This is a genomic window from Halorubrum halophilum (assembly GCF_000739595.1).
Lineage (GTDB): Archaea > Halobacteriota > Halobacteria > Halobacteriales > Haloferacaceae > Halorubrum > Halorubrum halophilum.
The window spans coordinates 62,459-86,364 of record NZ_BBJP01000013.1 but is presented as its reverse complement, the minus strand read 5'-3'; the positions used below and the strand labels follow the sequence as shown (position 1 = coordinate 86,364).

General features: G+C 68.7%; 20 protein-coding genes and 1 pseudogene. 10 read left to right on the top strand and 11 right to left on the bottom strand.

Features of this window, described 5'->3' with window-relative positions:
* Positions 1-52: 52 nt before the first annotated feature.
* Positions 53-640 carry a hypothetical protein gene (locus ACP96_RS04740; RefSeq protein WP_050032444.1) on the top strand — a complete coding sequence of 196 codons (588 nt, stop codon included), beginning with the start codon at positions 53-55 and terminating at the stop codon, positions 638-640.
* Positions 641-898: 258 nt separating this feature from the next.
* Here ACP96_RS04740 and ACP96_RS04735 read toward each other — a convergent pair whose 3' ends face one another.
* Positions 899-2,578, bottom strand: a complete 1,680-nt coding sequence (locus tag ACP96_RS04735) for a Na+/H+ antiporter NhaC family protein (RefSeq protein WP_050032443.1) — start codon at positions 2,576-2,578, stop codon at positions 899-901.
* A gap of 155 nt (positions 2,579-2,733) precedes the next feature.
* On the opposite strand from ACP96_RS04735, the gene asd reads away from it, so the two are divergent.
* Complete coding sequence (gene asd / locus ACP96_RS04730) at positions 2,734-3,780, top strand: aspartate-semialdehyde dehydrogenase (RefSeq protein ID WP_050032442.1); 1,047 nt, start codon at positions 2,734-2,736, stop codon at positions 3,778-3,780.
* 121 nt (positions 3,781-3,901) lie between these two features.
* Here asd and ACP96_RS04725 read toward each other — a convergent pair whose 3' ends face one another.
* The gene (locus tag ACP96_RS04725) at positions 3,902-5,887 is read right to left on the bottom strand and encodes a 3-hydroxyacyl-CoA dehydrogenase/enoyl-CoA hydratase family protein (protein ID WP_050032441.1); all 1,986 of its coding nucleotides are present in this window, start codon (positions 5,885-5,887) and stop codon (positions 3,902-3,904) included.
* Between the two features lie 126 nt (positions 5,888-6,013).
* Here ACP96_RS04725 and ACP96_RS04720 point away from each other — a divergent pair, with 126 nt between their 5' ends.
* Positions 6,014-6,610, top strand: coding sequence for a DNA-3-methyladenine glycosylase family protein (locus tag ACP96_RS04720; protein WP_050032440.1), 597 nt, complete (start codon positions 6,014-6,016; stop codon positions 6,608-6,610).
* 26 nt (positions 6,611-6,636) lie between these two features.
* Here the strand turns inward: ACP96_RS04720 and ACP96_RS04715 are convergent, their stop codons facing one another.
* From ACP96_RS04715 to ACP96_RS04690, 6 genes are all read right to left on the bottom strand, one after another.
* The gene (locus ACP96_RS04715; RefSeq protein ID WP_050032439.1) at positions 6,637-7,002 is read right to left on the bottom strand and encodes a nuclear transport factor 2 family protein; all 366 of its coding nucleotides are present in this window, start codon (positions 7,000-7,002) and stop codon (positions 6,637-6,639) included.
* Complete coding sequence (locus ACP96_RS04710; protein WP_050032438.1) at positions 6,999-8,204, bottom strand: potassium channel family protein; 1,206 nt, start codon at positions 8,202-8,204, stop codon at positions 6,999-7,001. The genes ACP96_RS04715 and ACP96_RS04710 overlap by 4 nt, the downstream gene beginning before the upstream one ends.
* A gap of 69 nt (positions 8,205-8,273) precedes the next feature.
* Positions 8,274-8,807, bottom strand: a complete 534-nt coding sequence (locus ACP96_RS04705; RefSeq protein ID WP_050032437.1) for a hypothetical protein — start codon at positions 8,805-8,807, stop codon at positions 8,274-8,276.
* A 37-nt stretch (positions 8,808-8,844) separates the two neighbouring features.
* Positions 8,845-9,783: a methenyltetrahydromethanopterin cyclohydrolase gene (gene mch, locus ACP96_RS04700; RefSeq protein ID WP_050032436.1), complete on the bottom strand. Its 939-nt coding sequence runs from the start codon at positions 9,781-9,783 to the stop codon at positions 8,845-8,847.
* A gap of 63 nt (positions 9,784-9,846) precedes the next feature.
* The gene (locus ACP96_RS04695) at positions 9,847-10,299 is read right to left on the bottom strand and encodes a hypothetical protein (RefSeq protein ID WP_050032434.1); all 453 of its coding nucleotides are present in this window, start codon (positions 10,297-10,299) and stop codon (positions 9,847-9,849) included.
* Between the two features lie 1,048 nt (positions 10,300-11,347).
* Complete coding sequence (locus ACP96_RS04690; RefSeq protein ID WP_050026484.1) at positions 11,348-11,899, bottom strand: hypothetical protein; 552 nt, start codon at positions 11,897-11,899, stop codon at positions 11,348-11,350.
* 111 nt (positions 11,900-12,010) lie between these two features.
* Between ACP96_RS04690 and ACP96_RS04685 the strand changes: the two genes are divergently transcribed.
* The 3 genes and pseudogenes from ACP96_RS04685 (at position 12,011) to ACP96_RS04680 (ending at position 16,353) form a co-directional block, all read left to right on the top strand.
* Complete coding sequence (locus ACP96_RS04685; protein ID WP_050032544.1) at positions 12,011-14,731, top strand: AAA domain-containing protein; 2,721 nt, start codon at positions 12,011-12,013, stop codon at positions 14,729-14,731.
* An 83-nt stretch (positions 14,732-14,814) separates the two neighbouring features.
* Positions 14,815-15,039, top strand: a pseudogene (locus tag ACP96_RS19475) (PAS domain-containing protein); the annotation flags it as partial.
* A gap of 198 nt (positions 15,040-15,237) precedes the next feature.
* Positions 15,238-16,353, top strand: coding sequence for a methyl-accepting chemotaxis protein (locus ACP96_RS04680; protein WP_050032542.1), 1,116 nt, complete (start codon positions 15,238-15,240; stop codon positions 16,351-16,353).
* A 144-nt stretch (positions 16,354-16,497) separates the two neighbouring features.
* Here the strand turns inward: ACP96_RS04680 and ACP96_RS04675 are convergent, their stop codons facing one another.
* Positions 16,498-17,571 carry a phosphoribosylaminoimidazolesuccinocarboxamide synthase gene (locus tag ACP96_RS04675; protein WP_050032433.1) on the bottom strand — a complete coding sequence of 358 codons (1,074 nt, stop codon included), beginning with the start codon at positions 17,569-17,571 and terminating at the stop codon, positions 16,498-16,500.
* A gap of 169 nt (positions 17,572-17,740) precedes the next feature.
* On the opposite strand from ACP96_RS04675, the gene ACP96_RS04670 reads away from it, so the two are divergent.
* A complete protein-coding gene (locus ACP96_RS04670; RefSeq protein WP_050026478.1) occupies positions 17,741-18,379 on the top strand; it encodes a tRNA (cytidine(56)-2'-O)-methyltransferase in 639 nt (212 codons plus the stop codon).
* 6 nt (positions 18,380-18,385) lie between these two features.
* Here the strand turns inward: ACP96_RS04670 and ACP96_RS04665 are convergent, their stop codons facing one another.
* A complete protein-coding gene (locus tag ACP96_RS04665; RefSeq protein ID WP_050032432.1) occupies positions 18,386-19,864 on the bottom strand; it encodes an ATPase domain-containing protein in 1,479 nt (492 codons plus the stop codon).
* A 72-nt stretch (positions 19,865-19,936) separates the two neighbouring features.
* Between ACP96_RS04665 and ACP96_RS04660 the strand changes: the two genes are divergently transcribed.
* Complete coding sequence (locus ACP96_RS04660; RefSeq protein WP_050026476.1) at positions 19,937-21,418, top strand: PAS domain-containing protein; 1,482 nt, start codon at positions 19,937-19,939, stop codon at positions 21,416-21,418.
* Positions 21,419-21,447: 29 nt separating this feature from the next.
* Here ACP96_RS04660 and ACP96_RS04655 read toward each other — a convergent pair whose 3' ends face one another.
* A complete protein-coding gene (locus tag ACP96_RS04655) occupies positions 21,448-22,527 on the bottom strand; it encodes a hypothetical protein (protein ID WP_050032431.1) in 1,080 nt (359 codons plus the stop codon).
* Positions 22,528-22,684: 157 nt separating this feature from the next.
* On the opposite strand from ACP96_RS04655, the gene ACP96_RS04650 reads away from it, so the two are divergent.
* Together ACP96_RS04650 and ACP96_RS04645 are read left to right on the top strand one after the other, a co-directional pair.
* Positions 22,685-23,209, top strand: coding sequence for a transcription factor (locus tag ACP96_RS04650; RefSeq protein WP_050026713.1), 525 nt, complete (start codon positions 22,685-22,687; stop codon positions 23,207-23,209).
* Positions 23,209-23,904: a DUF2110 family protein gene (locus tag ACP96_RS04645; protein WP_050032430.1), complete on the top strand. Its 696-nt coding sequence runs from the start codon at positions 23,209-23,211 to the stop codon at positions 23,902-23,904. The genes ACP96_RS04650 and ACP96_RS04645 overlap by 1 nt, the downstream gene beginning before the upstream one ends.
* Positions 23,905-23,906: the final 2 nt, after the last annotated feature.

Below are 23,906 nucleotides of genomic sequence, written 5' to 3'. Positions count from 1 at the left end.
CGGGGGACTAACGCACAGATAACGATACGTCTCTGCGACCCGTAGGAGACGCATGCACCCGATACGACGACAGTACATCGGCGGGATCGGAGCCGCGCTCGCGGGGGGTTTCGCCGGCTGTCTCGGCGGTGACCCCGACGGAACTCGCCCCTCCGGGACGGGAGGCCCCGGCGTCGCCATCGCCTCCGCCGACGAGGCTGTCGACCTCCCGGTTCAACCGTCCGTCGAGGTCGTCCGAGACAACGCTACGTCGGAGCACCCGCCGCGGCTTCGGACGACGCTCGCGAACACGAGCGACGAGCCGCTGCGCGTCGGCGAGGGCCGAGCCGTCCACTTCGAATACGTCACCAGCGACTCCGGGTTACTCGTCCTGCTCCCGGGAGAAAGCGGTCAGACGTACCCCGCGGAGCCCGACTGCTGGCGGCTCACCGAGGGGGTCGCCGTCACCGAGGAGTACCGGACGTTCGAGATCGAGGCCGGCGGGTCGAGCGACCGGCTCGTCGATCCGTACGCCACCACCGACGCTGACGGCTGCCTCCCGGTCGGAGAACACCGCTTCGAGACGACGATATCGATCGTCTCGGAGGACGCCGAGCCCGAGTCCTCCGCGGAGTGGGGGTTCTCGGTGCTGTTGGAGTAGGTGCTCGGACTGCTGGAGTAAATGTCGCCCGCAACACTAACGACCGGTCTCATCTCCGGCGGCGTGCCGCGTCGACCGGGAAACCCTCGTGGCGGGCGGTCGCCTCCGCGGCGACGGGCGGGTCGCGTGTGCGACCACATGTGACGCGCCTGGGTTCTCCGCGCGGTCATCGCTCCCATCGGGGAGTACTCGGGCGGGGACTGAGGGCGCGCGTCCACGGATAGCCCCTCGCCGGGTTTAAAAGGTCCGTTGAGACGCTCAGTCGCTCTGATCCTCGCCGGCGACGACCACGCGCTCGCCGTCGTCGGTCTGCGGCTCCGAGACCGAGACCGGATCGATCCCGCGACGGGAGGCGTCGAACTCGGAGAGGAGGTAGACGAGCCCGGCGAGCAGGACGGCGCCGAGCGGGAGCAGCGCCAGCGGCGTCACCCGGGTGACCCCCCACACGACGAGCAGCAGGACGACCACGGCGGCGACCGTGACCGCGTAGTAGATCTGCGTTCGGACGTGGTCGATCAGGTCGGCGCCGGTGAACGTCGCCGAGAGGACCGTGGTGTCGGAGATGGGCGAGCTGTGGTCGCCGAAGATGGCGCCCGAGAAGATGACGCCGACCATCGCCGCCACGAGGGTGTGGCCCGCCGCGCCGCCGCCGCTGACCTCCCACGCGATCGGGATCGCGATGGGGGTGACGATCCCCATCGTCCCCCACGAGGTGCCGGTCGAGAAGGCGATGAGGCCGGCGACGACAAACACCAGCGCGGGCAGGAGTGCGGGCGAGACGGACCCCACCGCGATGTTCGCGACGTAGTCGCCGGTGCCGAGCGCGTCGATCGCCTCGCCGATCCCCCACGCCAGCGCGAGGATGGAGGCCGCGGTGAGCATGATCCCGAACCCGTCGATCGTGTACTCGGTCGCGTCGCCGACGCCGAAGATCCCGTAGGCCTTCCCGAGGGCGAAGCCGCTGGCGACCATCGCGAACGACCCGATCATCAGCGCCACCTCGTAGGAGGCGTTGAGTGCGGCGTCCCACAGCCGACCGCCGGCCGCCTCGAACTCCCCGGCGAGGAGGTCGCTACCGAATCCGGCGGGCGAGAACTCGCCGGACCACAGTGCGGTCGCGACCGTGACCGCGATCAGCACCGCCACGGGGACGAAGAAGTTGACGAGTCGGGGCGTCGACGCCGGCGGCTCGCCGAGCTCGCCGGCCACGTCCTGCATCGGCACGGCCTCGTCGCGGGTCACCTTCCCCGAGGTCCACGACCGGTTCTCGGCGGTCAGCATCTCGCCGTAGTCGCGGCCCGAACCGACGATCAACAGCACCATCACGATCGCTAAGATCGCGTACATGTTGAACGGGATCGACGAGACGAACACCTCGAAGGTGCCGGGGCGGTTCGCCTCGGCGACCCCGGCGGACTCGTACCCCTCCGTGATGAGCGATAGCTGGAACGCGACCCACGAGGAGATCCCCAGCGTCGCCACCGGGGCGGCGGTGGAGTCGACGATGTACGAGAGCTTCTCGCGGGAGATCCGGAGGCGGTCGGAGACGTCTTTCATCGCCGAGCCGGCGATCGCGGTGTTCGCGTAGTCGTCGAAGAAGAGGACGATCCCGAGCCCCCACGCGACGAGCCCGGCCTGGCGCTGGGAGTTGAGGCGTTCGAGCGCCCAGTCGCGGACCGCGGCGGTGCCGCCGAGGTTCCACACCATGGCGACGCCGGAGCCGAGCAGCAGGGTGAACACGAGGATGGTCGCCTGGAACTCGTCGGAGACCGCCGCGACGATCCACTCGAACGTCTGGACGATCCCGAGCCCGCCCGTGACGATGACGGCCCCGGACCAGATCCCGAGGAACAGCGACAGGACGGCCTTCCGAGTGATCACAGCGAGCACGATCGCGAGCACCGGCGGCGCGACGGACAGCGCTCCGAAATCGGTCATTGCCACGTACTGCCACGGGAAAGTATATAAACGCCGCGTGCCGCGCTCGCGGCGCCGGGGCGCGGTCGGTCGCGCTGGCGCGGGCGCCGTTCACCGACCGGCGGCATCGGCGCGTATCCGAACGCACTTACGTCCCTGTGACCGACTCACGCGCAATGTCTGTACGAGTCGGCATCCTCGGCGCCACCGGCGCCGTGGGACAGCGGTTCATCCAGCTCCTCGACGACCACCCGACGTTCGACCTCGCCGCGGTCACCGCGAGCTCGGAGAGCGCGGGGAAGACGTACCGCGAGGCCGCCAAGTGGCGCGTGAACACCCCGATCCCGGACGACGTGACCGAGATGGAGGTCGCGGAGACGACGCCCGCAGGGATCGCGGACGACGACGTCGATCTCCTCTTCTCGTCGCTTCCCTCGGGCGTCGCGGCCGAGGTCGAGCCGGCGTTCTTGGAGGAAGGATACGTCGTCTCCTCGAACTCCTCGAACGACCGCATGGCGGCGGACGTGCCGCTGACGATCCCCGAGATCAACCCCGGCCACCTCGACCTGATCGAGGTCCAGCGCGACGAGCGCGGCTGGGACGGCGCCCTCGTCAAGAACCCGAACTGCTCGACGATCACGATGGTCCCGACCCTCGCCGCGATCGACGAGTTCGGGTTGGAGAGCGTCCGCGTCTCGACGCTCCAGGCCGTCTCCGGCGCCGGCTACTCCGGCGTCACCTCGATGGAGATCATCGACAACGCCATCCCGCACATCGGCGGCGAGGAGGACAAGATGGAGACGGAGTCGCGGAAGCTGCTGGGCGAGTTCGACGGCGCGGAGGTCCACCTCCACGGCGCCGACGTGGCCGCCTCCTGTAACCGGATCCCGACGCTCGACGGGCACTTGGAGAACGTCTTCGCCGAGTTCGCCGAGGACCCCTCCCCGGAGGACCTCCGCGAGGCGATGCGCTCGTTCGAGGGCGCCGGCGAACTCCCCAGCTCTCCCGACCAGCTCATCAAGGTGTTCGGCGAGGACGAGCCGGAGCGGCCGCAGCCGCGCCTCGACCGCACGTACGCGGACGGGATGGGCATCGTCGCCGGCGGCGTGCAGGAGACGAACGCCGGCGCGAAGTACAACTGCCTCGCGCACAACACGATCCGCGGCGCCGCGGGCGCCTCGCTGCTCAACGGCGAGCTGCTCGTCGAGGAAGGGTACGTCTAGGGCGCGAATCCGGGTCAAGCGCCGTCGCCCCCAGCGGCGGACTGTCTCTTTAAATATCCAGTTATATATGACCGGTCGGCGAGGTGGCGGTGGGTACCGCCACCGCCGATCTGCTCGCCGATTACTTCCCTTCGAACTCGGGCTCGCCGTCGCCCATGAACGCCGTGACGCCCTCCATGAGGTCGTCGGTGTTCATCACGTGGCCGAAGCCCATCGCCTCCACTTCGAGGCCGGCCTCGCCGTCGGTGCGCCCGGCGTGCATCGCGCGCTTCGTGTACTTCTGGGCGATCGGCGGCCCGGCGGCGAGCGACTCGGCCAGCTCCCGCGCGCGCTCGTCGAGCTCGTCGCCCGGGACCACGTCGTTGAGGAAGCCGTAGTCCGCCAGCGTCTCCGCGTCGTAGCGCTCGGCGGTGAAGATGATCTCCTTCGCGCGCCCCTCCCCGACGATGCGGGCGAGCCGCTGGGTGCCGCCCCACCCCGGGAGGAGCCCGAGGTTGTGCTCGGGCTGGCCGAGCTCGGAACGCTCGGAGGCGATCCGCATGTCCGCCGCGGTCGCCAACTCCATCCCGCCGCCGAGGCAGTAGCCGTCGATGGCGGCGACCACGGGCTTGTCGGAGTCTTCCAGCTTGCCGAACGTCTGCTGACCCTGTCGGGAGAGCTCGACGGCGCCGATCGGCTCGGCGCCGCCGGCGGCCATGCTCTGTACGTCGGCGCCGGCGGAGAACGCGCGGTCGCCGGCGCCGGAGAGCAGGATCGCGCGCACCTCGTCGTCGGCGTCGAGGCGGTCGATCGCGTCGGCGAGCTCATCGAGCACCTCGCCGCTGATGGTGTTCATCCGGTGGGGGCGGTCGATCTCCACGTGGCCGACCCGCTCGTCGACCTCGACGTTCAGCACCTCGAAGTCGGTGTCGTCCTCCGCGTCGCCCTCGGCGCCGTCGCCTCCGCCGTGGAAGCCGCCCGCCTCGGCGGCCTCGCGGAGGTGGTCGGTCGCCTCGTAGCGCGCCTCGCCGGTCTCCTCGGCGAGTGCGTCGAGCGTCTCGACCAACGTGTCAAGCCCCTCGCCGTCGGCGAGCTTCGCGGGGCCGTCCGGGAAGCCGGCGCCGAGCATCACCGCGCGGTCGATCGCGGGCGCGTCCGCCACGTCGTTGCCGACGAGCCCGGCGACCTCGTTGGCCATCACGGCGAGCAGTCGCCTGCGGACGTCGGCGTCGATCGCGTCGCTAGGGATCTGCGCGCCGTCGCCGTTCTCGTAGTCGTAGAACCCCTTCCCGGTCTTCTTCCCGAGCTCCTCGGCCTCGACCTTCTCGACGAGCAGCGGGCAGGGGCGGTACGCCTCGCCCAGCACCTCGTGCATGTACTCCAAGACGTGGTAGCCCACGTCGATGCCGACCTGATCGGCGAGCTCGAACGAGCCCATCGGGAGGCCCATGTCGAACTTGGTCGTGGAGTCGACCGCCTCCATCGTCGCGTCGCCGGACTCGACGATCCACGCCGCCTCGTTCATCAGCGGGACGAGGATGCGGTTGACGATGAAGCCGGGGCTGTCCTTCCGGACGCGGACGGGGGTCTTCCCCATCGACTCCGCGAGCCCCTCGATCAGTTCGAGTGTGTCCTCGGACGTGTGTTTCCCGGAGATGACTTCGACGAGGTCCATCCGCACCGGCGGGTTGAAGAAGTGCATCCCGCAGAAGCGCTCGGGGCGGTCGGTCACCTCGGAGAGCTCCGTGATCGAGAGGCTGGAGGTGTTGGTGACGAAGACCGCCTCCTCGGGCGCGTACTCGACCACCTCGTCGTACACGTCCTTCTTGATCGCCATCTTCTCGGGGACGACCTCGACCACCACGTCGGCGTCGGCGAGGGAGTCCCCGAGGTCGACGAAGGTCTCCACGCGGTCGAGCGCGGCGTCGGCCTCCTCCTCGCCGATCCGGTCCTTCTCGGCGAGCTTGCCGAGCGACCACTCGATCTGGTCGTAGCCGTCCTGGACGAACTCCTCCTCGATGTCCCGCAGCGCCACGTCGTAGCCGGCGAGCGCGGCCACTTCCGCGATGCCGTGCCCCATGTTCCCGGCGCCGAGAACCGCGACGCGCTGGACGTCTTCGAGTTGCATACCGAAACGGTCGGAACCGTCATGGTTGAACGTTTCCATCTTCCAAACGAAAAACTCACTGTAAGTTTATCCGTACGCGTCTCGCGGGAGAAACTCACTCCCGTCTCGGGGCCCTACCCACTCCCGATGAACGAGCGAGTCGCGGTGACCCTGCGCGAGGACCCGACGATGGCGCGGCTGATCGACCGACACGGTCCCCTGGCGGTCGAACCCGCCGGCGACGAGTTCGCGCGCCTCTGCACCTCGATCGTGAACCAGCAGCTCTCGACCGCCTCGGCGGCGGCGATCCACGAGCGGTTCCTCGACGTACTGGGTGGTGATCCGACGCCCGGCCTCGTGCTCGCGGCCGACGAGGACGACCTCCGCGAGGCGGGGCTCAGCGGCACGAAGGTCGAGTACCTGCGGAACGTCGCGGCGGCCTTCCGGGACGGCGACCGCGATCTGACGCGGGAGGGGCTCGCGGACGCGAGCGACGAGGCAGTCGTCGCCGCGCTCACCGAGATCCGCGGCGTCGGCGAGTGGACCGCGCGGATGTACCTCATCTTCGCGCTGGGCCGCGAGGACGTGCTCCCGCTGGGCGACCTCGCGGTGCGGAAGGGGATCGAGCAAGTGTACAACGACGGAGCAGAGCTGACCCGCGCGGAGATGGGCGAGATCGGCGAGGCGTGGCGGCCCTACCGGAGCTACGGGACGCGGTACGTCTGGGCGGAGTACGAGTCATAGCCGGGCTTTGGAACCGTTACTGAACCTTACTCGTCGTCCGCCGCCGCGTACGTCTCCAGCGCCGCGAGCCGACCGCCTTCGACCGAAAAGACGTCCACGAACGCGAACAGCTCGTCGCCGTCGGCGTCGAGCAGTCTCCCGCGGACGGCGACGCCGGGCCCCTCGGGGTACACCGCGTCGACGGCGTGGCTTGTGTCGGTCATCGGGCGCTCGTCGCGCATGAACGCGACGAAGCGGTCGCGCCCCTCGAAGGTGCGGTCGGGGCGTCGCTGGACAAACTCCGGATCGAGCAGGGCCGCGAGCCGGTCGTACTCGCCGGCGTCGAGCGCGTCGTAGTACGCGCGGACGAGTCGAGACGGGTCAGACGGAGCGTCGGTTCGGGGCCCCGTCACGCCGCGAGCGCCTCGAACTCCTCGGCGGAGGTGCGGGTCCCCTTCGCGATGACGGCGTCGCCGCCCCGGAGGGTGGTGTCGATGTCGTGGCCGACGAGCCACCCCTCGTCGGGGCGCCGGATCGCGATGACGCTCGTCGAGATGTCGGTCGCGGGGATCCCGTTCTCGATCCGGGTACCGTCGAGGTCGCTCCCCTCTTTGATCACGGTCCGGGTGATGATCTCGTCGGACTCCTGGACCGCCATCTCCACGACCGGGTGGACGCCGATGTCGCGCATGACGCCCTCGGTGATCTCCAGGGCGGCGTCGGAGATCTCCTCGGTCGCGACGCCGAGGTGGATCAGCCCGCGCAGCGAGACGGGGTCGTGGGCCTCGCGGGCGGCCCGGAGGGTCCACGCCTCGAACCGCGACTGGAGCGCGTCGACCTCGATCTCCAGGTTCGACACCTCCTCGGCGAGCGCCTCGTTGTCGAACAGCACGGAGCCGTACGCCAGGTCGACCGCCAGCTCCGAGAGGTTCTTCATCAGCACGATGGAGTCGACCGCGCGCTCTAAGTCGTCGATGGCGGGCTCCGGGGGCTCCTCCGGGTCGAACGGGTCGCCGGTCAGCGTCGGGTGGACGTCGGCGACGCCCGTCTCGGGGCCGCGGAGGAGCGTCACGTCGCCGACCTCGATCCGGGTCTTCGGGCCGGGGTTGAATATCCAGTCGTCGTCGCGTCGGATCGCGATGACGCGCACGCCCGTCTCCGACTCTAAGTCGATGTCCTTCAGCGTCCGCCCCGCGTACGCGGAGTCCGACGAGACGGTGCCCCGGACCAGCGTCTCGACGCCCTCGGTGAGCGCGCCGCGCATCGCGTCGGGGAGCCCGATCTCCTCGGTGACGATCTTCGCAATGTCTCCGGCGGCGTCGGAGATCTTGTCCGCCGCGCCGATCACGCCGAGCACCGGCGCGAGCGTCTCGGCCTCGTCCGGGCTCCGAGCCGCGAGCATGAGGCTCATGCGCGCGCGCATCTGGAGCACGTCCATCCGGTGTTCAAGCTCGACGACCTCGTGGGCGATCGTCGGGCTCCCGTGGAGGACGGCGGAGTACGACAGGTCGATCAGCAGCTCGGCGGTGTCCTTCATCTCCACGAGCAGGTCCTTCACGCTCGTCGGCTCGTACCGGACCGTCAGCGGCCCGTCCCGCCCGTCGAATCGTCCCATGGGACTCCCTCTCCGGCTCCGAGTAAAAGGCTTGTCACGGGTCGCCCGCAGGTTCCGAGAAGCGTCGTCTCAGGCGACATCGCCCGCGACGTAGGCGACCGAGCGCTCGTCCGGATCTCCACGCTCGCCCGGTTCGATCTCCTCGGCGAGGTCGACGAGCGCGAGCCACCGGAGGAGCCGGTCGGCGCGCTCGCGCCACGTCGCCTCCCAGTTCGGGTCGCGAGCGCGGTCGTGTCGCGGCACTGACTCCCGCGTCGCCTCGAACAGGGCATCTGGCGTGAGCGGGTCCGCGGGCGAGGCGTCCCGCAGGGCGGCGAGCGCCTCGGGAACGAGGAGCACGCCCTCGCGGAGCCCCTCGCGGACGCGCTCCGGGGTCGGCTCCGCGTCGGTTCTCACGAACCCGCGGGGCGTCTCCCGGGCCAGTCCGAGCGCGCGCAGAAACGCCAGCCAGTCGTTCGCCGTCTGGCGGTCGGAGAGCCCCCGGCGCTCGCGGAGCCGGGCACAGCAGTCGTCGGTGCTCCCGGGGACGAGCGGGACCGCCCGCTGGAACGCGCGGAGGTCATCGAGCGAGTCGGGGGGTTCGGGGACCGGCTTGAGACGCATCGTCAACGACCCGGGCGGGCCGACGCGGCGGCCGGCATCAGCGGTAGTCGAACGACTCCGCAAGCAGCTCCTCGTCCGTCTCGCCGACCGTGTAGACGGGGCCGTCGACGACGTCGACGGTGACCTTTGCGGGCGCGAAGACGCGCTCGTCGACCTCGTAGAAGTCCCAGTCGGCGTCCTCGAACACCTCGACGAAGGGCGTCCCGTACTCCTCGCGGGCGGTCGAGACGATCTGGTCGAAGCGGTCGTCGTCGCGCGCGACCTGCAGGTGGACCTCCCCGCCGTAGGCTAAGGCGTCGTTCGTGCGCCCCATCGCGAGGTCCTCGTCGCGGGTGGCCGGGGCCATCGGCGCCGCGCCGGAGGCGTGGAGCACGTCGGTCGGCTCGTAGCCGAGCTCCAGCAGGCGGAAGACGGCGAGTTCCGCGGCGCGGGCCGCGGTCGCGACCGATCCTGCGGTCGAGCCGGTTGCGTAGGCCGGGAGGAACACGCCTTCGAGGTCGACCTCGGCGAGGTCGGCGACGTGTTCGGCGACCTCCTCGGTGGGGAGCGTCGTCGACTCGACGGCGAGCGTCGCGAACTCCGAGGAGTCGTAGTAGCCGACGCGCTCGAACTCGGTCTCCTGTCCGACGAGCGCCCGGGCCGGCCCCGAGCCGAGCCCCTCGAAGCCGGAGTCGAAGGCGAGCTCCCAGCCGGCCTTCTGCGAGCAGAGCAGCGCGATGGCGGGGTGGTCGGTCGACAGCTCGACGTACTGGCGCGGCGCGCCCGCGACCTCGCCCATGCGGGTGCGGAGGTTCGCGAGGCCGGCGGTCTGGATCTCGGCGAGTAGCAGTCCCGCCTCGACGCCGCCCGCGGCGTCGACGCCGAAGTCGACGACGGTGGCGCCGTTGTCCAGCTCGTAGCCGACGACGTCGAGCTCGCCGGCGAAGTCGAGCGCCTCGTCGACGAGCTCGATCGCGGTCCGGTTGATGCTTTCCATACGCCGGTGTACTCGCTCACCCGTTAAGGGGTTTGTCAGTCGGGAGCGGACTCCGGCGACCGCTCACCAGAAGCCGCCGTCGGAGCCTCCGGGTCCCCCCGACCTATCTGGCCCGCCCGGTCCGCGCGGACCGCTCGGGCGGGGATCGGGATCGATCTCGACGAGCTCCGACTCCGATCGCGGGTCGATCTCGCGGCCCTCCTCGTAGCGCACGAACGAGAGGTAGAAGGGCTCGCCGCAGCCGCTCCCCTCGGCGTCCGGCTCTCGGTAGGGCTCGTCGCCGCCCACGTCCGACCCGCGGACGCCGTCGTGCGGGTCCCAGTCGACGCCGTCGCTCTCGCCGCAGACGAACCGGACGCCGTCGGCGTCGTCGCCCTCGAACGGCGCCGTCGGATCGACGTACTCCCATCCTTCGAGGGGATACGGCGTCACCGACTTGTCCGCGAGGTAGCCGTCGCGCTCCAGTTCGACGAGGGTCCCGCAGTGCGGACAGTAGTACGTGACCGGATAGCTCATGCGGATCGTACGGTCGTCATTTATAAAGGAGCGTCGGCGGGTGTGCCGCTGACTCGGTTGCGATCGCTTATAAATAGTTGCGGTGGCGCGCCGGTGAGCGGCCCGAAGGGCCGCGAACCGCGAGGGACCTTCGGTCCCTCTGGCAGCCGGCGGCTTCGCCGCCGGCGACGCCCGCGAGGGAGTCGGTCGCCTGCGGCGACCGACGAGGCTGGGGAGGCGTGAGGCGCGGTTACGGTGCGGTCGGGTGGGATTCAAAGGGGCAGCCGCGAGGGCAACGCCTGACGACGCAAGCACCGCAGGAACGAGCAACGCGAGTGGCGAGGAGCGCAGCGAGTCACGCGAGTCCTCGCGGCTGGGGCTTTGGAGGTGTTTGCGGTCGATCCGTAGTCAACCATTTATAAGCGAGCGGCTAGGGCTTTGGACGTCTCCACTGCAGATCTACCGTCGATCACTTATAAGCGAGCGGCTGGGGATTTTGCGGTCCTCACCGCGAAGAAATCGATCACGTAGAAACACCGGAATCGGACGTTTGACATCCTCCTCCGCCTTCAGGCGGAGGAATCCCGAGCGGTGGGAGTTTCAGGTTCGCAACCATGACTCCGCCACTTCACGGGAGTCCGTTTAACCCAGTCGTCGTGGTCGGTGGCTGACTGGCCATGCCAAGTGGCCGTTACTCCTATCCTCGGTGTTGGTGACTCCCACCTGTTGTTTTTGCCAGCAGGGAGTCGCTGACACATCGTCAGACTCGGAGGTATCGTTGGGCTTTCTCAGACCGACGGGCACTCGGCAAACCCTTCGAGGGTTCGTGTTCACCGCGTCAGCGTTTCCGATACTGCCTCGTTGCGAGGGCGGACAGGCCGCCTCCGAAGGTCGTTCGGAATCCGCTCCGTTCCGACCTGACCTTACCGACATATAGCGATTCTTGAAACTTCAAAGTATCTATTAGTAACTCGAACTAGGGAGTCCAACGTGGTTTGATTCCAAGCTGTCGGATTCATCCTGCGGCTAAAGCCGCAGGTATTCTCCTTGATCTTATATAAACGATCTATCAGTGGAACCCGCGGTCCACGTCGTCGTCGTCGATCAGGTCCTCTAGCTCGGACGAGAGGAGCTCCTCGGCCTCCTCGAAGGTGTCCGAGAGCTCGTCAAGCTCGTCCGGCCGCCCGTCGAACTCGTAGTCCATCGGACCGAACGCGGGCGAGTCGATCGCCTCCATCACGTCCTCGAACAGGTGATCGGGGCTCGTCGGCGCCTCCGCGTGGACCTTCAGCGTCTCGCGCAGTCGGGTCGCAACGTCCTCCGCCTCCGACTCGTCCTCCGGCGGCGACCGCACCGCGAACCGCCCGGCCGACTCCTCGCTCGGGAGCAGGGGGTCGAGTTCGTCGTCGACGCTGCGGGCGATCTTCGCGCCCACGCCGCGGAGGTCGCGGGGGTTCTTCGCGTACGTCTTCAGGTGGTAGACGCCGACGCCCGGGTGACCGAAGTAGAGGTCCTCGCCGAGCCCCTCGCGTCGGGAGCCGGCGACCGCGCGCCAGCCGTCGGGGTCGGTCGAGTCGCTCGCGACGTCGGCGAGGATGTCGTCCCAGTCTCGCACGCGCATGTCGGCGTGCACTACCGGGCAGCGGCGCATGAGCGTGTCGGTCCCGGCCAGTTAGGTCGGGCCCGTCGCCCCCACCGACAGCGTTTTTCGAGACGGCCGCCGATGACGGCCGTGAACGTTCGGGGGCCGATCCTCTCCGTGGGAGACGCGCGGACCGTGTCGACGTCGTACGGCGACCGGGAGCTCCGCGAGCTCCGGATCCGCCCCGACCGCGGCGCGGGCGATCCGGTCGACGTGACACTGTGGGGCAAGTGGACCGAGACCGCCGAGCACGCCGAGCCGGGCATGGAACTGCTCGTCACCGACGCCGAGGCGGACGAGTTCGGCGGCGAGACGGGGTACGCGACCACGGGCGACTCGTGGGTCGTGCTCGAGCCCGACTTCCTCGTCGACGTGACCGGGATCCGGTCGTGGGTGCAGTGCCCGCGGATGTACTACCTGAACAAGCTCTCCGGGATCCCCCTCAACTACCCCGTGGTCAAGGGGACCGTCGTCCACGAGGTGTTCGGCGACCTGCTCCGGGGGATGGAGCTGGAGGAGTCGGTCGTCGACCGCGTCGAGGAGGCCGGCCTCGAACTGGGCCTGCTGGGCTACGAGCCCGAGGAGGTCGCCGACGAGGTGCGCCGCAACGCCGCCGCGATCGAGGGGTGGCTCGCGCAGGGAACCCTCACTGACGAGGACACGTGGCGATCGGAGTTCACGCTCATCTCGCCGACGTTCGGCCTGAAGGGCCGGGCAGACGCGCTCCGGCGCGGGACCCCCGTCGAGCTGAAGACCGGGAAGAACACCAAGCGCGAGCCGCGCTTCCACGACAAGATCCAGGCGGCCTGCTACGCGCTCATGCTGGAGGAGCGCGGCGTCGACCCCGACATCGGAACCCTCCTCTACACCAAAAACACCGCGCTGGACCGCAACGAGGAATCGGGCGATCTGGCGCCCGCCAAGGAGTTCTCCGTCGGTCGTGGCCTGCTGGAGTTCGTCGTCCGCGAGCGCAACGCCCTCGCGGCGATGGAGTGGCGCGCGCTCCACGATCCCGGCGAGCGCCCCACGGTCCCGACAGGGTACGAGGCCGACGCGAAGTGCCAGTACTGCTTCGAGCAGGACACCTGCATGGTCGTCTCCGGCCGGCTCGATCAGGAGTCGAAGGCGGGCTCGGTCGGGACGCCGGTCCCCGACGAGGAGCGCGACTACTTCGACCGCTTCTACGTCGCCTTAGAGGAGGAGCGCCGCGAGACCCACGCCGAGTACCGGAAGCTGTGGGAGCAGTCGCCCGAGGAGCGCGCCGCAGACGACCGCGCGCTCATCGACCTCGAACCCGTCTCGCAGACCGAGATCGACGACGCCCGGTGGAAACTCCGCGCCCGAAAGCCGGGCGACGCCGTCTCGAAGCTCCGCGAGGGCGACGTGGCGCTCGCGAGCGACGGGGACCCCGTGACCGGGCACGGCGAACTCGGGCGCATCACGGCGCTCGACGGCGACGAGGTCGTCGTCGAGACGGACGAGCCGGTCGAGCTCCGGCGGCTCGACGTCTACCCCTCCGAGATCTCGGTCGACCGCTCGCTCACCGCACTTCACGACGCGATCTTAAAAGGGAGCGACGCGCGCAAGGACGTGCTGTTCGGGCGTCGGGAGCCGGAGTTCCGGGCGGAGAGCGACCGCCCGGCCGGAGTTCCCGGGAGCGATGACCCGGACGCCCCCGACGCCTACATCGACAACAACGCGTCCCAGAACGAGGCCGTCGAACTCGCCGTCGACGCCGAGGACTGCGCGCTGATCCACGGGCCGCCGGGCACCGGGAAGACGTACACCATCGCGCGGACGATCCGGGCTTTGGTCGAGGAGGGGAACCGGGTGCTGCTGTCGGCGTTCACCAACCGCGCGGTCGACAACGCCCTCGAAGCGCTCCGAGAGCAAGGATTCGACGACGTGCTGCGGGTCGGGAGCGAGACCGGCGTCCGCGGCGACATGCAGGACGTGCGGCTCGTCCAGCGCGGCGACCCCAACGCGAAGGCCGCCGAACTGCGGGACGCGCCCGTCGTCGCCGCCACCACTGCGGCCTGCGGCTCCCGCGTCCTCCGCGAGTGCGAGTTCGACGTGGCGCTCGTCGACGAGGCCTCGCAGCTCACGGAGCCGGGCACCCACGCCGCGATCAACCGCGCGGACCGGTTCGTCCTCGTCGGCGACCACGAGCAGCTCCCGCCGGTCGTGCGCGCGGAGAACGACCTCCAAACGTCCCTTTTCCAGCGACTCATCGAGGAGTACCCCGACGCGAGCGTCATGCTCGACCGCCAGTACCGGATGAGCCAGCGGATTCAGGCGTTCGCCTCCGCGGAGTTCTACGACGGCGCGCTCCGCCCGGCGACCCCCGAGGTCGCGGGCCAGACCCTCCGCGACCTCGGCGTCGACCCCGCCGACCTCCCCGAGGGGCTCGCCGGCGGCGTGAGCTTCGTCGACCCGGACGGGAGCCGCGACGGCAACCGGAATGTCCGGGAGGCCGAGCGCGTCGCAGAGGTCGTCGACGCCTACGTCGCGGCCGGTGTCGACCCGGACGACATCGGCGTGATCGCGCCCTTCCGCGCGCAGGTCGCCGAGATCGGCCGACGAACTGGAGTCACCGTCGACACGGTCGACCGCTTCCAGGGCTCCTCGAAGGAGGTGATCGTCGTCTCGCTGGTCGCGACCGGCGACCTCGACGGCCCGATCTTCGAGGACCACCGCCGGATGAACGTGGCGCTCACCCGGGCGAAAAAACAGTTGACGCTGGTCGGCGACGCCGACGCGCTCGGCTCCGATCCCTTCTACGCGCGGATGCTCGACTGGGCGCGGCGGTGAGGCGATCGGTGGCTCGACTCGCAATCTATCAGTTTCAATAATACCGACGAAACACACATGTAGTCAGATCGGAGCCAATCGATATGGCTCAGGCCACGCAGAATTCACATCTCCAGCAGGCGAGTGCCGAACCGGACGGTGCATTTTGGCGAAATACGTTCGAGCAGTTCATTTCGGAACTTCCTGAGGCAGCATTCGTCGTCGATGCTAATGGCGATATCACCCAATGGAACGCGGCCACGGAAAATCTGCTGGGCCTCCCTGCAAGCGAAGCGGTCGGAACAAACGCATATGATGTGTTCGGGACGAAAGTGCTCTGTTGAATCCGATGACGGCACCGTGATCACGATCGCTGAAGACGCGGTTATCTCGTTTTTCGTTGTCGATGATTGGATCGATCCACCCAGCGATCTCGATCCGTGCGCTCCCTGGCAAGAGTCCATCTCTACATTCTCTCGGCAGCGGTCCTGAATTGTGTACAGAATGACCCGATCCCGCTGCCCTCTGTGGATTCAACAGAGCAGACGAAAGGAAAAGACGAAACGCTCGCCGAGAAGGTCGTTCGCACTGGAACGCCGATCCGAGAAGAAGAGTTCCGATCTGCGGAGCGACCAGACGGATCACAAGCACACGCTCGCGCGATCGGGACGCCGATACAGACGCCGACGGGTGAGACCGTTGGTGCGGTCGAGTTGCTCTTCGATGTTACAACGGTCGTCGAGCAGCGTGAATCACTGAGCGAACTCCAGCAAGAACTGTCGAATAACGTCGAGGCATCGATGGGAGAACTGGGGGCATCGACGAGCGAGATCGCGAGCCGATCGAACGAGATCACCCAGCTCGTCTCCGACCAAGCGGACGAACTCGACAGCGCCCAGGAAGACGTCTCCGGGTTCAGCGCTACCGTCGAAGAGATCGCCTCCAGTGCCGACGAAGTGAATACGCAGAGCGCCGAGTCGCGGGAACTGGCACAGGAATCCGTGGAGACTGTGACGGAGGTCATTGATCAGGTGGACGAAACCGCTGAAAAGTCAGCAACAGTAGCGGAAGACGTGGCTGATCTACGGGACGAGATCGAGCAGGTAGAGGAGTTCGTCGGTGTGATTAACAGTATCGCCGAGCAGACGAACATGCTGGCGTTGAACGCCAATATTGAGGCTGCGCGAAGCGACAGTGACGGATTCGCGGTCGTCGCGGACGAAGTAAAGGACTTAGCGACTCGATCACAGGACCAAGCCGCCGAAATCGAAGAGATCGTCACGACGATCAAACGGAAAGCTGGCCAAACCACAACGGAGATGGAGTCGGCCAATGACCAGATTCAGTCTGCGAGAGAGGATATCCAACGAGTCCTCGAAAATCAGAAACAGATTCTGTCGGCGGTAGAACAGACCGAAGGTGGGATCAGCGAAATAGCAGACGCAACGGACGAGCAAGCGGGCGTAGCCGAAGAGATGGCAAGCGTCGTTGACGATGTCTCACAGCGGGCTCGCGTCATCACGGAGGAAATCTCGGAGATCGCAGACGAAAACGAGAGTCAGACGGAGATGGTCTCGCGCCTCACCCAGCAAGTCGAGGAGATAGACCGACAGCTGGCCGAAGTCATGGACAGGTCCGTCTGAGTACCGACGCGGGCGACACGCCGATCCCCCGCGACGCGACTGTGAGTCACCGGAGTCGTGTCGACCTCGATCGCGGTCGTTCGGTCAGACGCGGTGGTCGGCGTACTCGTCGGTCCGGCGCCGCAGTCGGCGCCTGTCCCCGGCCTACAGCCCGTCGACCGCGTCGAGCGCCGCCTCGATGTCGGGGACGTCGAACCACTCCCGGTCGGTGTACGCGTTCGTGCCGGCCGCGTACAGCTCCGAGACCGCGCCGACGACTGCCGGCGGGAGCGGCTCGGGGTCGCGCTCGCAGAGCTCGCGCCAGTCGTCGATGTCGCGGTCGGCGACCGCCGCCTTCGCCTCCTTCACGCTCTCGACCCACGCGGGGTCGTTCGCCTTGTACCACTGGCGGACGACCTCCTTCGAGATCCCGCGCCCGCCGTACGAGAAGCGGTTCTCGTCGAACGTCCCGACTACGTCGGCGACCCGGAGCTCGCCGTCGACGTACAGGCACTCGATCTTCCCGTCCTCGTGGACGAACCCGGCCGCCTCGGCGCGCTCGGTGACGACCCGGTTCACGTCGCGCGCGAGCGATTCGAGGGCGTCGACGTCGGCGACGCCCGCGATCCGGTCGGCCTCAGCGCGGGTGAGGTAGCGGTCCTGCTGCTCGTACTTCGTCGAGAACTCCACGACCGGCTCGGGGAGGTCGACCGGCTCGTCGGGCCAGTCGCCGTCGGCGCCGGCGAGGTCGCCGAACCCGAAGTCGGCGGGGTCCCTGCGGCGTCGCAGGCTGGACCCGACGGGCACCCGGTTGCGGAAGACGACCTCCAGCGGGACGAGGTAGTTCTCCCCGCCCGCGGCGTGGAAGGCGTCGTAGTCGTAGCCGGCCTCCGGGCCCTCGTACGGGAGATCCGGCACCTGCGTCAGGTCGATGGCCATCTCCGTCGGCGGGGCGGTCGCCTCGGCGAGGGGGACGACTTCGGGCCCGCCCTCCCCGTCCACGTCGGCGTCACGGCCGGGGTCGATGACGCCCCGGTAGTGGGTCGGGATTCCCTCGTCTTCCAGCAGTTCGAAGTTGAACGCGCCCATCGCACAGAGGCTCGCGCCCTTGTTCGGGATCGCGTCCGGCATCTGGCCCCAGTCGAACACCGAGTAGGCGTCCGTGAAGACGAACCGACCGCGGCCGAGCGCGTCGGCGGTCGCGGGCTCGTCGACGCGGAACTCCTTGACGCTCGTCATACCTCATCCGGCGACCGCCTTCCCCATGAATCTTTCACTTACGTGGTCACCTCTCGCCTTCGCTTCGATAAACGATCCACGACCGTGGGATGATCAGGCGGCGGCGAACACGAGCCGCCGGCGACTCCGCATCGAAAGGACCACGCGGCTCGCGGGCGCACTGCCGAGTATGCACGATGCGCGCGAGGTCGTCGTCCTCCGGTACGGCCACCGGCCGGGGCGCGACGACCGCATGACGACGCACGTCGGACTCACGGCCCGAGCGCTCGGCGCCGACCGGGTGATCTTCCCCGACAACGCCGGGCAGTCGGCGGAGACGGTGCGGGACATCACCGACCGGTTCGGCGGCCCGTTCGCGGTCGAGCTCCGCGAGGACCAGAAGGCGATCGTCCGGGACTTCGAGGGGATCGTCGTCCACCTCACGATGTACGGCGAGCGCGTCCAGGACGTAGAGGAGGAGGTTCGCGAGGCGGTCGGGCTCGACGGCTCGGACGGGACCGACGGAGAGGCGTCGACGCCCCGGGACCTCCTCGTCGTGGTCGGCGGCGAGAAGGTGCCGTGGGCGCTGTACGAGCGCGCCGACTTCAACGTGGGCGTGACGAACCAGCCGCACTCCGAGGTCGCCGGGCTCGCGGTGTTCCTCGACCGGCTGTTCGAGGGCGCGGAGCTCGACCGGGAGTGGGAGAACGCCGACCGCCGGGTGCTGCCGGAGGCGACCGGGAAAACGGTCGTCGACGCCGGCGAGGAGGTCGCGGGCGACGACGACGCCGGAACCGGTGACGACCCCGCACCCGCCGACCGCGACTGACTCGTCCTACTCGTCCCGAGAGCCGCGGTTAGACGCCTGATCGACGACCTCGGGCGTGCCGCTCAGGATACCGCGGAGCCCCGACATTGGCTCGCCGACGGTGATTCCGTGTTCCGTGATCCGGAACTCGCGGATCGTCCGCTCGAAGTCGCTCGTCCGCTTTTTGAGGACGCCGATCGCCTTGCGGAGTTCGCCCTCGACCTCCAGATGCCGGAGGAAAACGATGTTGTCCGCGAGGTAGCTGATGTTCTCCATCGTCGCGTGGAACTCGCCCGTGACGTTCCGCGTCTCGTCGATGAAAATCCCCGTCACGCCGGAGTTCTTGAGGTAGCGACCGAGCGCGTGCATCTGCTGGAGCATCATGTCCTCGTCGCCGCGCAGCGTCAGCCGGTACCCGGAGATCCCGTCGACCATGACGATGTCGGCGTCCTGCTCTTCCACCTCCCCGCGGACCATCCGCGCGAACTCCTGTGGCGACCGCTCTAACGCCTCCACCTCGTTCACCTGCAGGGTCCCCCGCTCCAGCATCTCGTCGACCGGGATGTTGACGGCGCGCGACCGGGTGAGGAACGTCTCCCGGTTCTCTTCGAACAGGTAGATGACGGAACGTTCCCCCCGACCGGCGGCCTCTTTCATGAACTGCGTGCTCAGGGTCGTCTTCCCCACTCCGGTCGGTCCGCTCACGATGGTGACGGTGCCGCGTTCGATCCCGCCGTGGAGCAGCTCGTCGACCTCCGGGATCCCCGAAGAGATCTGTTCGAACTCGAGGTTGCCGTCGCGGCTTCCGGGCTGGAGCGCGGGGTACACGCGGATGCCCGTGTCGGTGACGCGGTAGGCGTGATCGCCGCTCTGCGTCGACGATCCCCGGAATTTCGGTACGCTGACCGTCTTGCCGTACTCCGCGGCGTCCAGCCGGATCGTCCCGTCAGTGATGAACTCGAGGTCGTCCGTCGGCAGCGACTTGGTGTTCTGGACGGTGAAGAGCACCGTCGCTTCCCGGTCTTTTAAGAAGCGCATGAATCCGACCACCTGCTTCCGGAACTGGTAGTCGTCGGACAGGAGAAACCGGAGCTGTGTCAGCGGGTCGACGACGACGCGGTCGGGTTCGACCGCGGTCACGCCTTCGACGATTCTATCGGTCAGCGACTCCCGCTCGACCTCGGCGGGCTCGAACACCTCGTACGACTCGTCCTCGACGAACACGTCAGCGCTCGGGCTCAGATCGAGGAACTCGATCGCCTCGGTGTCGAAGCCGAGCGCCGCCGCGTTCGCCTTCAGGTCTCGGAGGTCCTCTTCGAGGTTGATGAACAGCGCCGTCTCCCCCTCGTCGATCCCCTGCTGAAGGAAGTGGAAGCTCAGAATCGTCTTCCCGCTGCCGGCCTGTCCGCGGACCATGTAGCTCCGCCTCGGGACGAGCCCCCCCGACAGGATCTCGTCGAGCCCCGCGATACCGGTCGAGGTGCGATCGGCGAGTGGTGTTGACATACGTTCCACTCCGGGCGGGGATAGTTAACAATGGGTAGCACTTAGTGGTCACGCGGTATCTTTCTAGGAGACATGGTCCCAGACCCCGCGAGGACCGCCTCCGACGCCCCGTTCGGCGGACCGCCCGACGCGGACGAGGAGGTCCGCGTCCTGCTGTTCATGCGGCCGGGACGCGACCGCGAGCTGGTGGCCGAGGCCCTCGGCGACCGCTTCCGCGTCGATTCGACGACGGACGCGGCGGCGCTCGACTCGACGTTCGACTGCTGCGTCTTCGGCGCCGAGGCGTTCGAGCGGGCCGCCGAGGGGATCGAATCACGACGGGAGCGCGCGGCGCCCGCCTTCCTCCCGTTCGTCCTCCTCGCGAGCGGCGACACTGACCGGGAGACGACGGGGAGCGCGTGGGATCACGTCGACGACGTTATCGAGCTCCCGGTGCGCAAGGGGGCGCTCCGCACCCGGATCGGGAACCTCGTCGAGCGACGGCGCACCTCCCTCCGGCTCGCCGACCGCGAGCGGCGGCTCGCGGCCGCCGTCGAGGAGCTCCGACAGAAGGAGCGGGCGATGGACGAGGCTCCGGTGGGAATCACCCTCGCGGAGCCGGGGACGGGGAACAACCCGCTGACCTACGTCAACGGGGAGTTCGAGCGGCTCACCGGCTACGGTCCGGAGATGCTGGGGAAGGACTGTCGGTTCCTCCAGGGAGAGCACACGAACCCGGAGAAGACGGCGGCGGTCCGCGAGGCGATCGACGACGAGCGGCCGATATCCGTCGACGTTCTGAACTACCGCGCGAACGGCCAGAAGTTCTGGAACCAGCTCACCGTCGCGCCGATCCACGAGAACGGCGACGTGATCCGCTTCGTCGGCTTTCAGACGGACATCACGGACCGGAAGATCCGCGAGCGTCGGCTGGAGGTGATGGGCCGGGTGCTCAACCACAACCTCCGGAACAAGATGAACCTCATCGAGGGGTACACGGACCTCCTACGCACGAATCCCGACGAAGAGCAGCTCCGGAAGTCGCTCGACGTGATCGCGGAGACGACCGACGACCTGATGCGGATCGCGGAGGCGGTGCGAAAGATCGACCACACGCTTTCGAAAACGGAGCCCGCCGAGGCCGCCGTCGAGCTCCGCGACCGGTTGTCCGAGCTGCTGAGTCAGATGACCGATCGGTACCCGGACGCGACGTTTCACCTCTCGCTCCCCGACGACGATCCCCTCTGCGTGAGCGTGCTCGGCCTCCAGACGGCGATCGAGGAGGGGGTAGAGAACGCGGTCAAGCACAACGACGACCCGGACCCGACCGTCTGGATACGCGTCGAGCGCGGGGACGAGGGATGGATCGAGATCGAGATCGAAGACGACGGGCCGGGGATTCCGGAACACGAGACACACGTACTCGAACGGGGCGAGACGTCGCTGAAGCACGCGGACCGGCTCGGGATCTGGCTGATGTACTGGGTCGTGGGCAAGGCGGGCGGGGAGTTCTCGGTGGCGCTGTCGGAGACGGGCGGAACGATCCTCCGGATCGTCGTCCCGGCGCACCCCTGATCACGTGCCCCGGATCGCGCCGTCCCAGCTCACAGAGCCCGCTTCGAGCGGAGCCGAGCGAGCCGCGTCCGCGCCTCCTGCCGACTCGTCCCTCGCACGCGACCCGTCTCGGCGTCCGCCATCGAGACGAGCGAGAGCCGGTCGAGGAGCGGCGGCCAGTCGGCGGCGCCCGCGGCGTCGCTGGCGAACGCGACCGCGTTGCCGAGCCCGTCGCGCTCGGCGGTCCCGACCCGCGCGACCGCTCCGTCGGCGTCCCGACGCCCGCCGGCGACGTAGAGCCGGTCGCCGACGGCCGCCGGGAGCCACGCCGGGAGGAGCAGGAGCCAGAGCGCGACCCCGGCAACCGCGTACGCCCACGACGGGATCCGGTCGCGCTCCGGCTCGTACCCGTGGATGCGGTTGACGCCGCGATCCGCCGCCGTCCGCTCGCCGCCGCGCCCGACGAGCAGGGTCGCGAGGAGCGCGACCGTCTCGACCGCGGCGAGCGCCGGAAGCAGCGCGGTCGCGACGAGCGCCTCCCGAGTTCGGAGCCGGACGAGCGCGTGTCGGAGCGCGGCGTCTCGGTCGGCCTTCGGCAGCGAGAGCAGCCGCGTCGAGACGACGAGCCGCGAGCCGCGGTACCCGTCGGCGACGGCGACGTTGGCGGCGTCGGCGCGGACGACCGTCACCTCGGGGGCGTCGACGCCGACTTCGTCCGCGAGCGTCGCGACGCGATCGGCGACGAAGTCGGCCGGGCGGTCGTCGAGCTCGGCCTCGGGGAGCCGAGCGATCCGGCGGTCGACGACGATCGGGCCTAGGAGGGCGGAGCCGCCGATACCGACGACGACGGCGGCGAGGAGCCCCCCGGCCGCGCCCGGACCGGCGACGCCGAGCCCGGCGGGGCCGAGGAGGGCGGCGGCGGGGACCAGCGGAACGGCGGCGAGCGGGACGGGGACGGAGAGGAGCGCGAGCGCGCCGACGGCTCGGCGGACGCGCGTCCCGGTCGTCGGGGAGTCGGTCGCGACTGCCCGCTCCGGCCCACTCGGCCCGCCCGCCCCGTCCGCACTGTCCGACCCCTCCGATCGCGCTGGCGGGTCCGACCCCTCCCCCGTGCCGCCGATCGATGCCATACGACCGTGTCGTGTCACAGGTCGGGTAAAGCTTTGCCGGAGGCGGTCGGGTCGGAACCCCCGCGGGACCCGATCGCAGTCCGGATCGGCGGCGACGCGGACGCGGTCACCGCTCCTTCCGGAGCTTTTAACCCGGTTCCTCCACCAGATCCACGTAATGGCTTTTGAGGATCTACTGAACGACCCCGTCATCCAGAAGTACCTCCACGAGCTGGTGGGGCCGACGGGGATGCCGGTCGCGGCCGCGCCGCCCGACGGCGAGGTCACCGACGAGGAGCTGGCGGAGGAGCTCGGACTGGAGCTCAACGACGTCCGACGCGCGCTGTTCATCCTGTACGAGAACGACCTCGCCACCTACCGCCGGGTGCGCGACGAGGACTCGGGATGGCTCACGTACCTCTGGACGTTCCACTACGACAACATCCCGGAGAACCTCGAAGAGGAGATGTACCGCCTGCTCGACGCGTTAGAGGAGCGCGAGGAGTACGAACGGACCCACGAGTTCTACCTCTGTGAGGTGTGTTCGATCCGCTTCGAGTTCGGCGAGGCGATGGACTTCGGCTTCGAGTGTCCGGAGTGCGGCTCCCCGGTCGAGGCGATGGACAACGACCGGCTCCGAGAGGCGATGGGGCAGCGCGTCGAGAAGCTCCGTGACGAGCTCAACGTGGACGTGACGGGATAATGGTCGTTCTCGCAACCAAGTGCTACGTCGGGGGAGACGCCCGCGACCGCGCGCTCGACGGCATGAACTCGCTGGTCGCCAACGACGTTGGCGAGCTCGACGTCGACTGGCACGTCGGCGTCCGCGACGACGACTTCGTGCAGGTGGACGTGAGCGGCGAGGACGCCGAGGTCGCCCGCAACGTCCTCGCGGAGACGTGGGGCGAGATCGTCGCCCACGACGGGGGACTGGAAGCCGGCGAGGAGTACGTCGGTACCCTCGAATCGTGGGACGACGACGGGTTCGTCTTCGACGCCGGCGTCGACGTGCGGATTCCGGCCGACGAGATCGGCCTCGGCAGGGGCTCGCCCGAGCAGGTCGTCGAGCGGTTCGGGCTGGTTCAGCACCTCCCCGTGCGGTTCGTCTACGGCGGCGACGTCGGCGACCCCGATTCGGAGCCGAGTCGGCTGTCGGACGCCGAGCGCGACCGCCTCTACGACTGGCAGCGCGGCGACGGGCGGCTCAACGTCAACTCGGCGACCCGCGGCGAGGTCCGGGCGACCGTGAACCGCGCGGGCCACGCGCAGGACATCGTCACCGTCGAGCGGCTGGGACTCTTAGAACAGAGCGTCGTCTGCACCGAGGACACCGACCCGCCGGGGCTGCTGGCCGCGATCGGCTCGTACCTCCCGGCGGAGATGCGCTGCGTCGTCTGACC

Coding starts and splice junctions, on each gene's coding strand:
- ACP96_RS04645 (WP_050032430.1), top strand. CDS start 23,209: ATGGTCGTTCTCGCAACCAAGTGCTACGTCGGGGGAGACGCCCGCGAC.
- ACP96_RS04740 (WP_050032444.1), top strand. CDS start 53: ATGCACCCGATACGACGACAGTACATCGGCGGGATCGGAGCCGCGCTC.
- ACP96_RS04670 (WP_050026478.1), top strand. CDS start 17,741: ATGCACGATGCGCGCGAGGTCGTCGTCCTCCGGTACGGCCACCGGCCG.
- ACP96_RS04735 (WP_050032443.1), bottom strand. CDS start 2,578: ATGACCGATTTCGGAGCGCTGTCCGTCGCGCCGCCGGTGCTCGCGATC.
- ACP96_RS04675 (WP_050032433.1), bottom strand. CDS start 17,571: ATGACGAGCGTCAAGGAGTTCCGCGTCGACGAGCCCGCGACCGCCGAC.
- mch (WP_050032436.1), bottom strand. CDS start 9,783: ATGGAAAGCATCAACCGGACCGCGATCGAGCTCGTCGACGAGGCGCTC.
- ACP96_RS04650 (WP_050026713.1), top strand. CDS start 22,685: ATGGCTTTTGAGGATCTACTGAACGACCCCGTCATCCAGAAGTACCTC.
- ACP96_RS04660 (WP_050026476.1), top strand. CDS start 19,937: ATGGTCCCAGACCCCGCGAGGACCGCCTCCGACGCCCCGTTCGGCGGA.
- ACP96_RS04720 (WP_050032440.1), top strand. CDS start 6,014: ATGAACGAGCGAGTCGCGGTGACCCTGCGCGAGGACCCGACGATGGCG.
- ACP96_RS04695 (WP_050032434.1), bottom strand. CDS start 10,299: ATGAGCTATCCGGTCACGTACTACTGTCCGCACTGCGGGACCCTCGTC.
- ACP96_RS04655 (WP_050032431.1), bottom strand. CDS start 22,527: ATGGCATCGATCGGCGGCACGGGGGAGGGGTCGGACCCGCCAGCGCGA.
- ACP96_RS04690 (WP_050026484.1), bottom strand. CDS start 11,899: ATGCGCGTGCGAGACTGGGACGACATCCTCGCCGACGTCGCGAGCGAC.
- ACP96_RS04710 (WP_050032438.1), bottom strand. CDS start 8,204: ATGGGACGATTCGACGGGCGGGACGGGCCGCTGACGGTCCGGTACGAG.
- asd (WP_050032442.1), top strand. CDS start 2,734: ATGTCTGTACGAGTCGGCATCCTCGGCGCCACCGGCGCCGTGGGACAG.
- ACP96_RS04725 (WP_050032441.1), bottom strand. CDS start 5,887: ATGCAACTCGAAGACGTCCAGCGCGTCGCGGTTCTCGGCGCCGGGAAC.
- ACP96_RS04665 (WP_050032432.1), bottom strand. CDS start 19,864: ATGTCAACACCACTCGCCGATCGCACCTCGACCGGTATCGCGGGGCTC.
- ACP96_RS04705 (WP_050032437.1), bottom strand. CDS start 8,807: ATGCGTCTCAAGCCGGTCCCCGAACCCCCCGACTCGCTCGATGACCTC.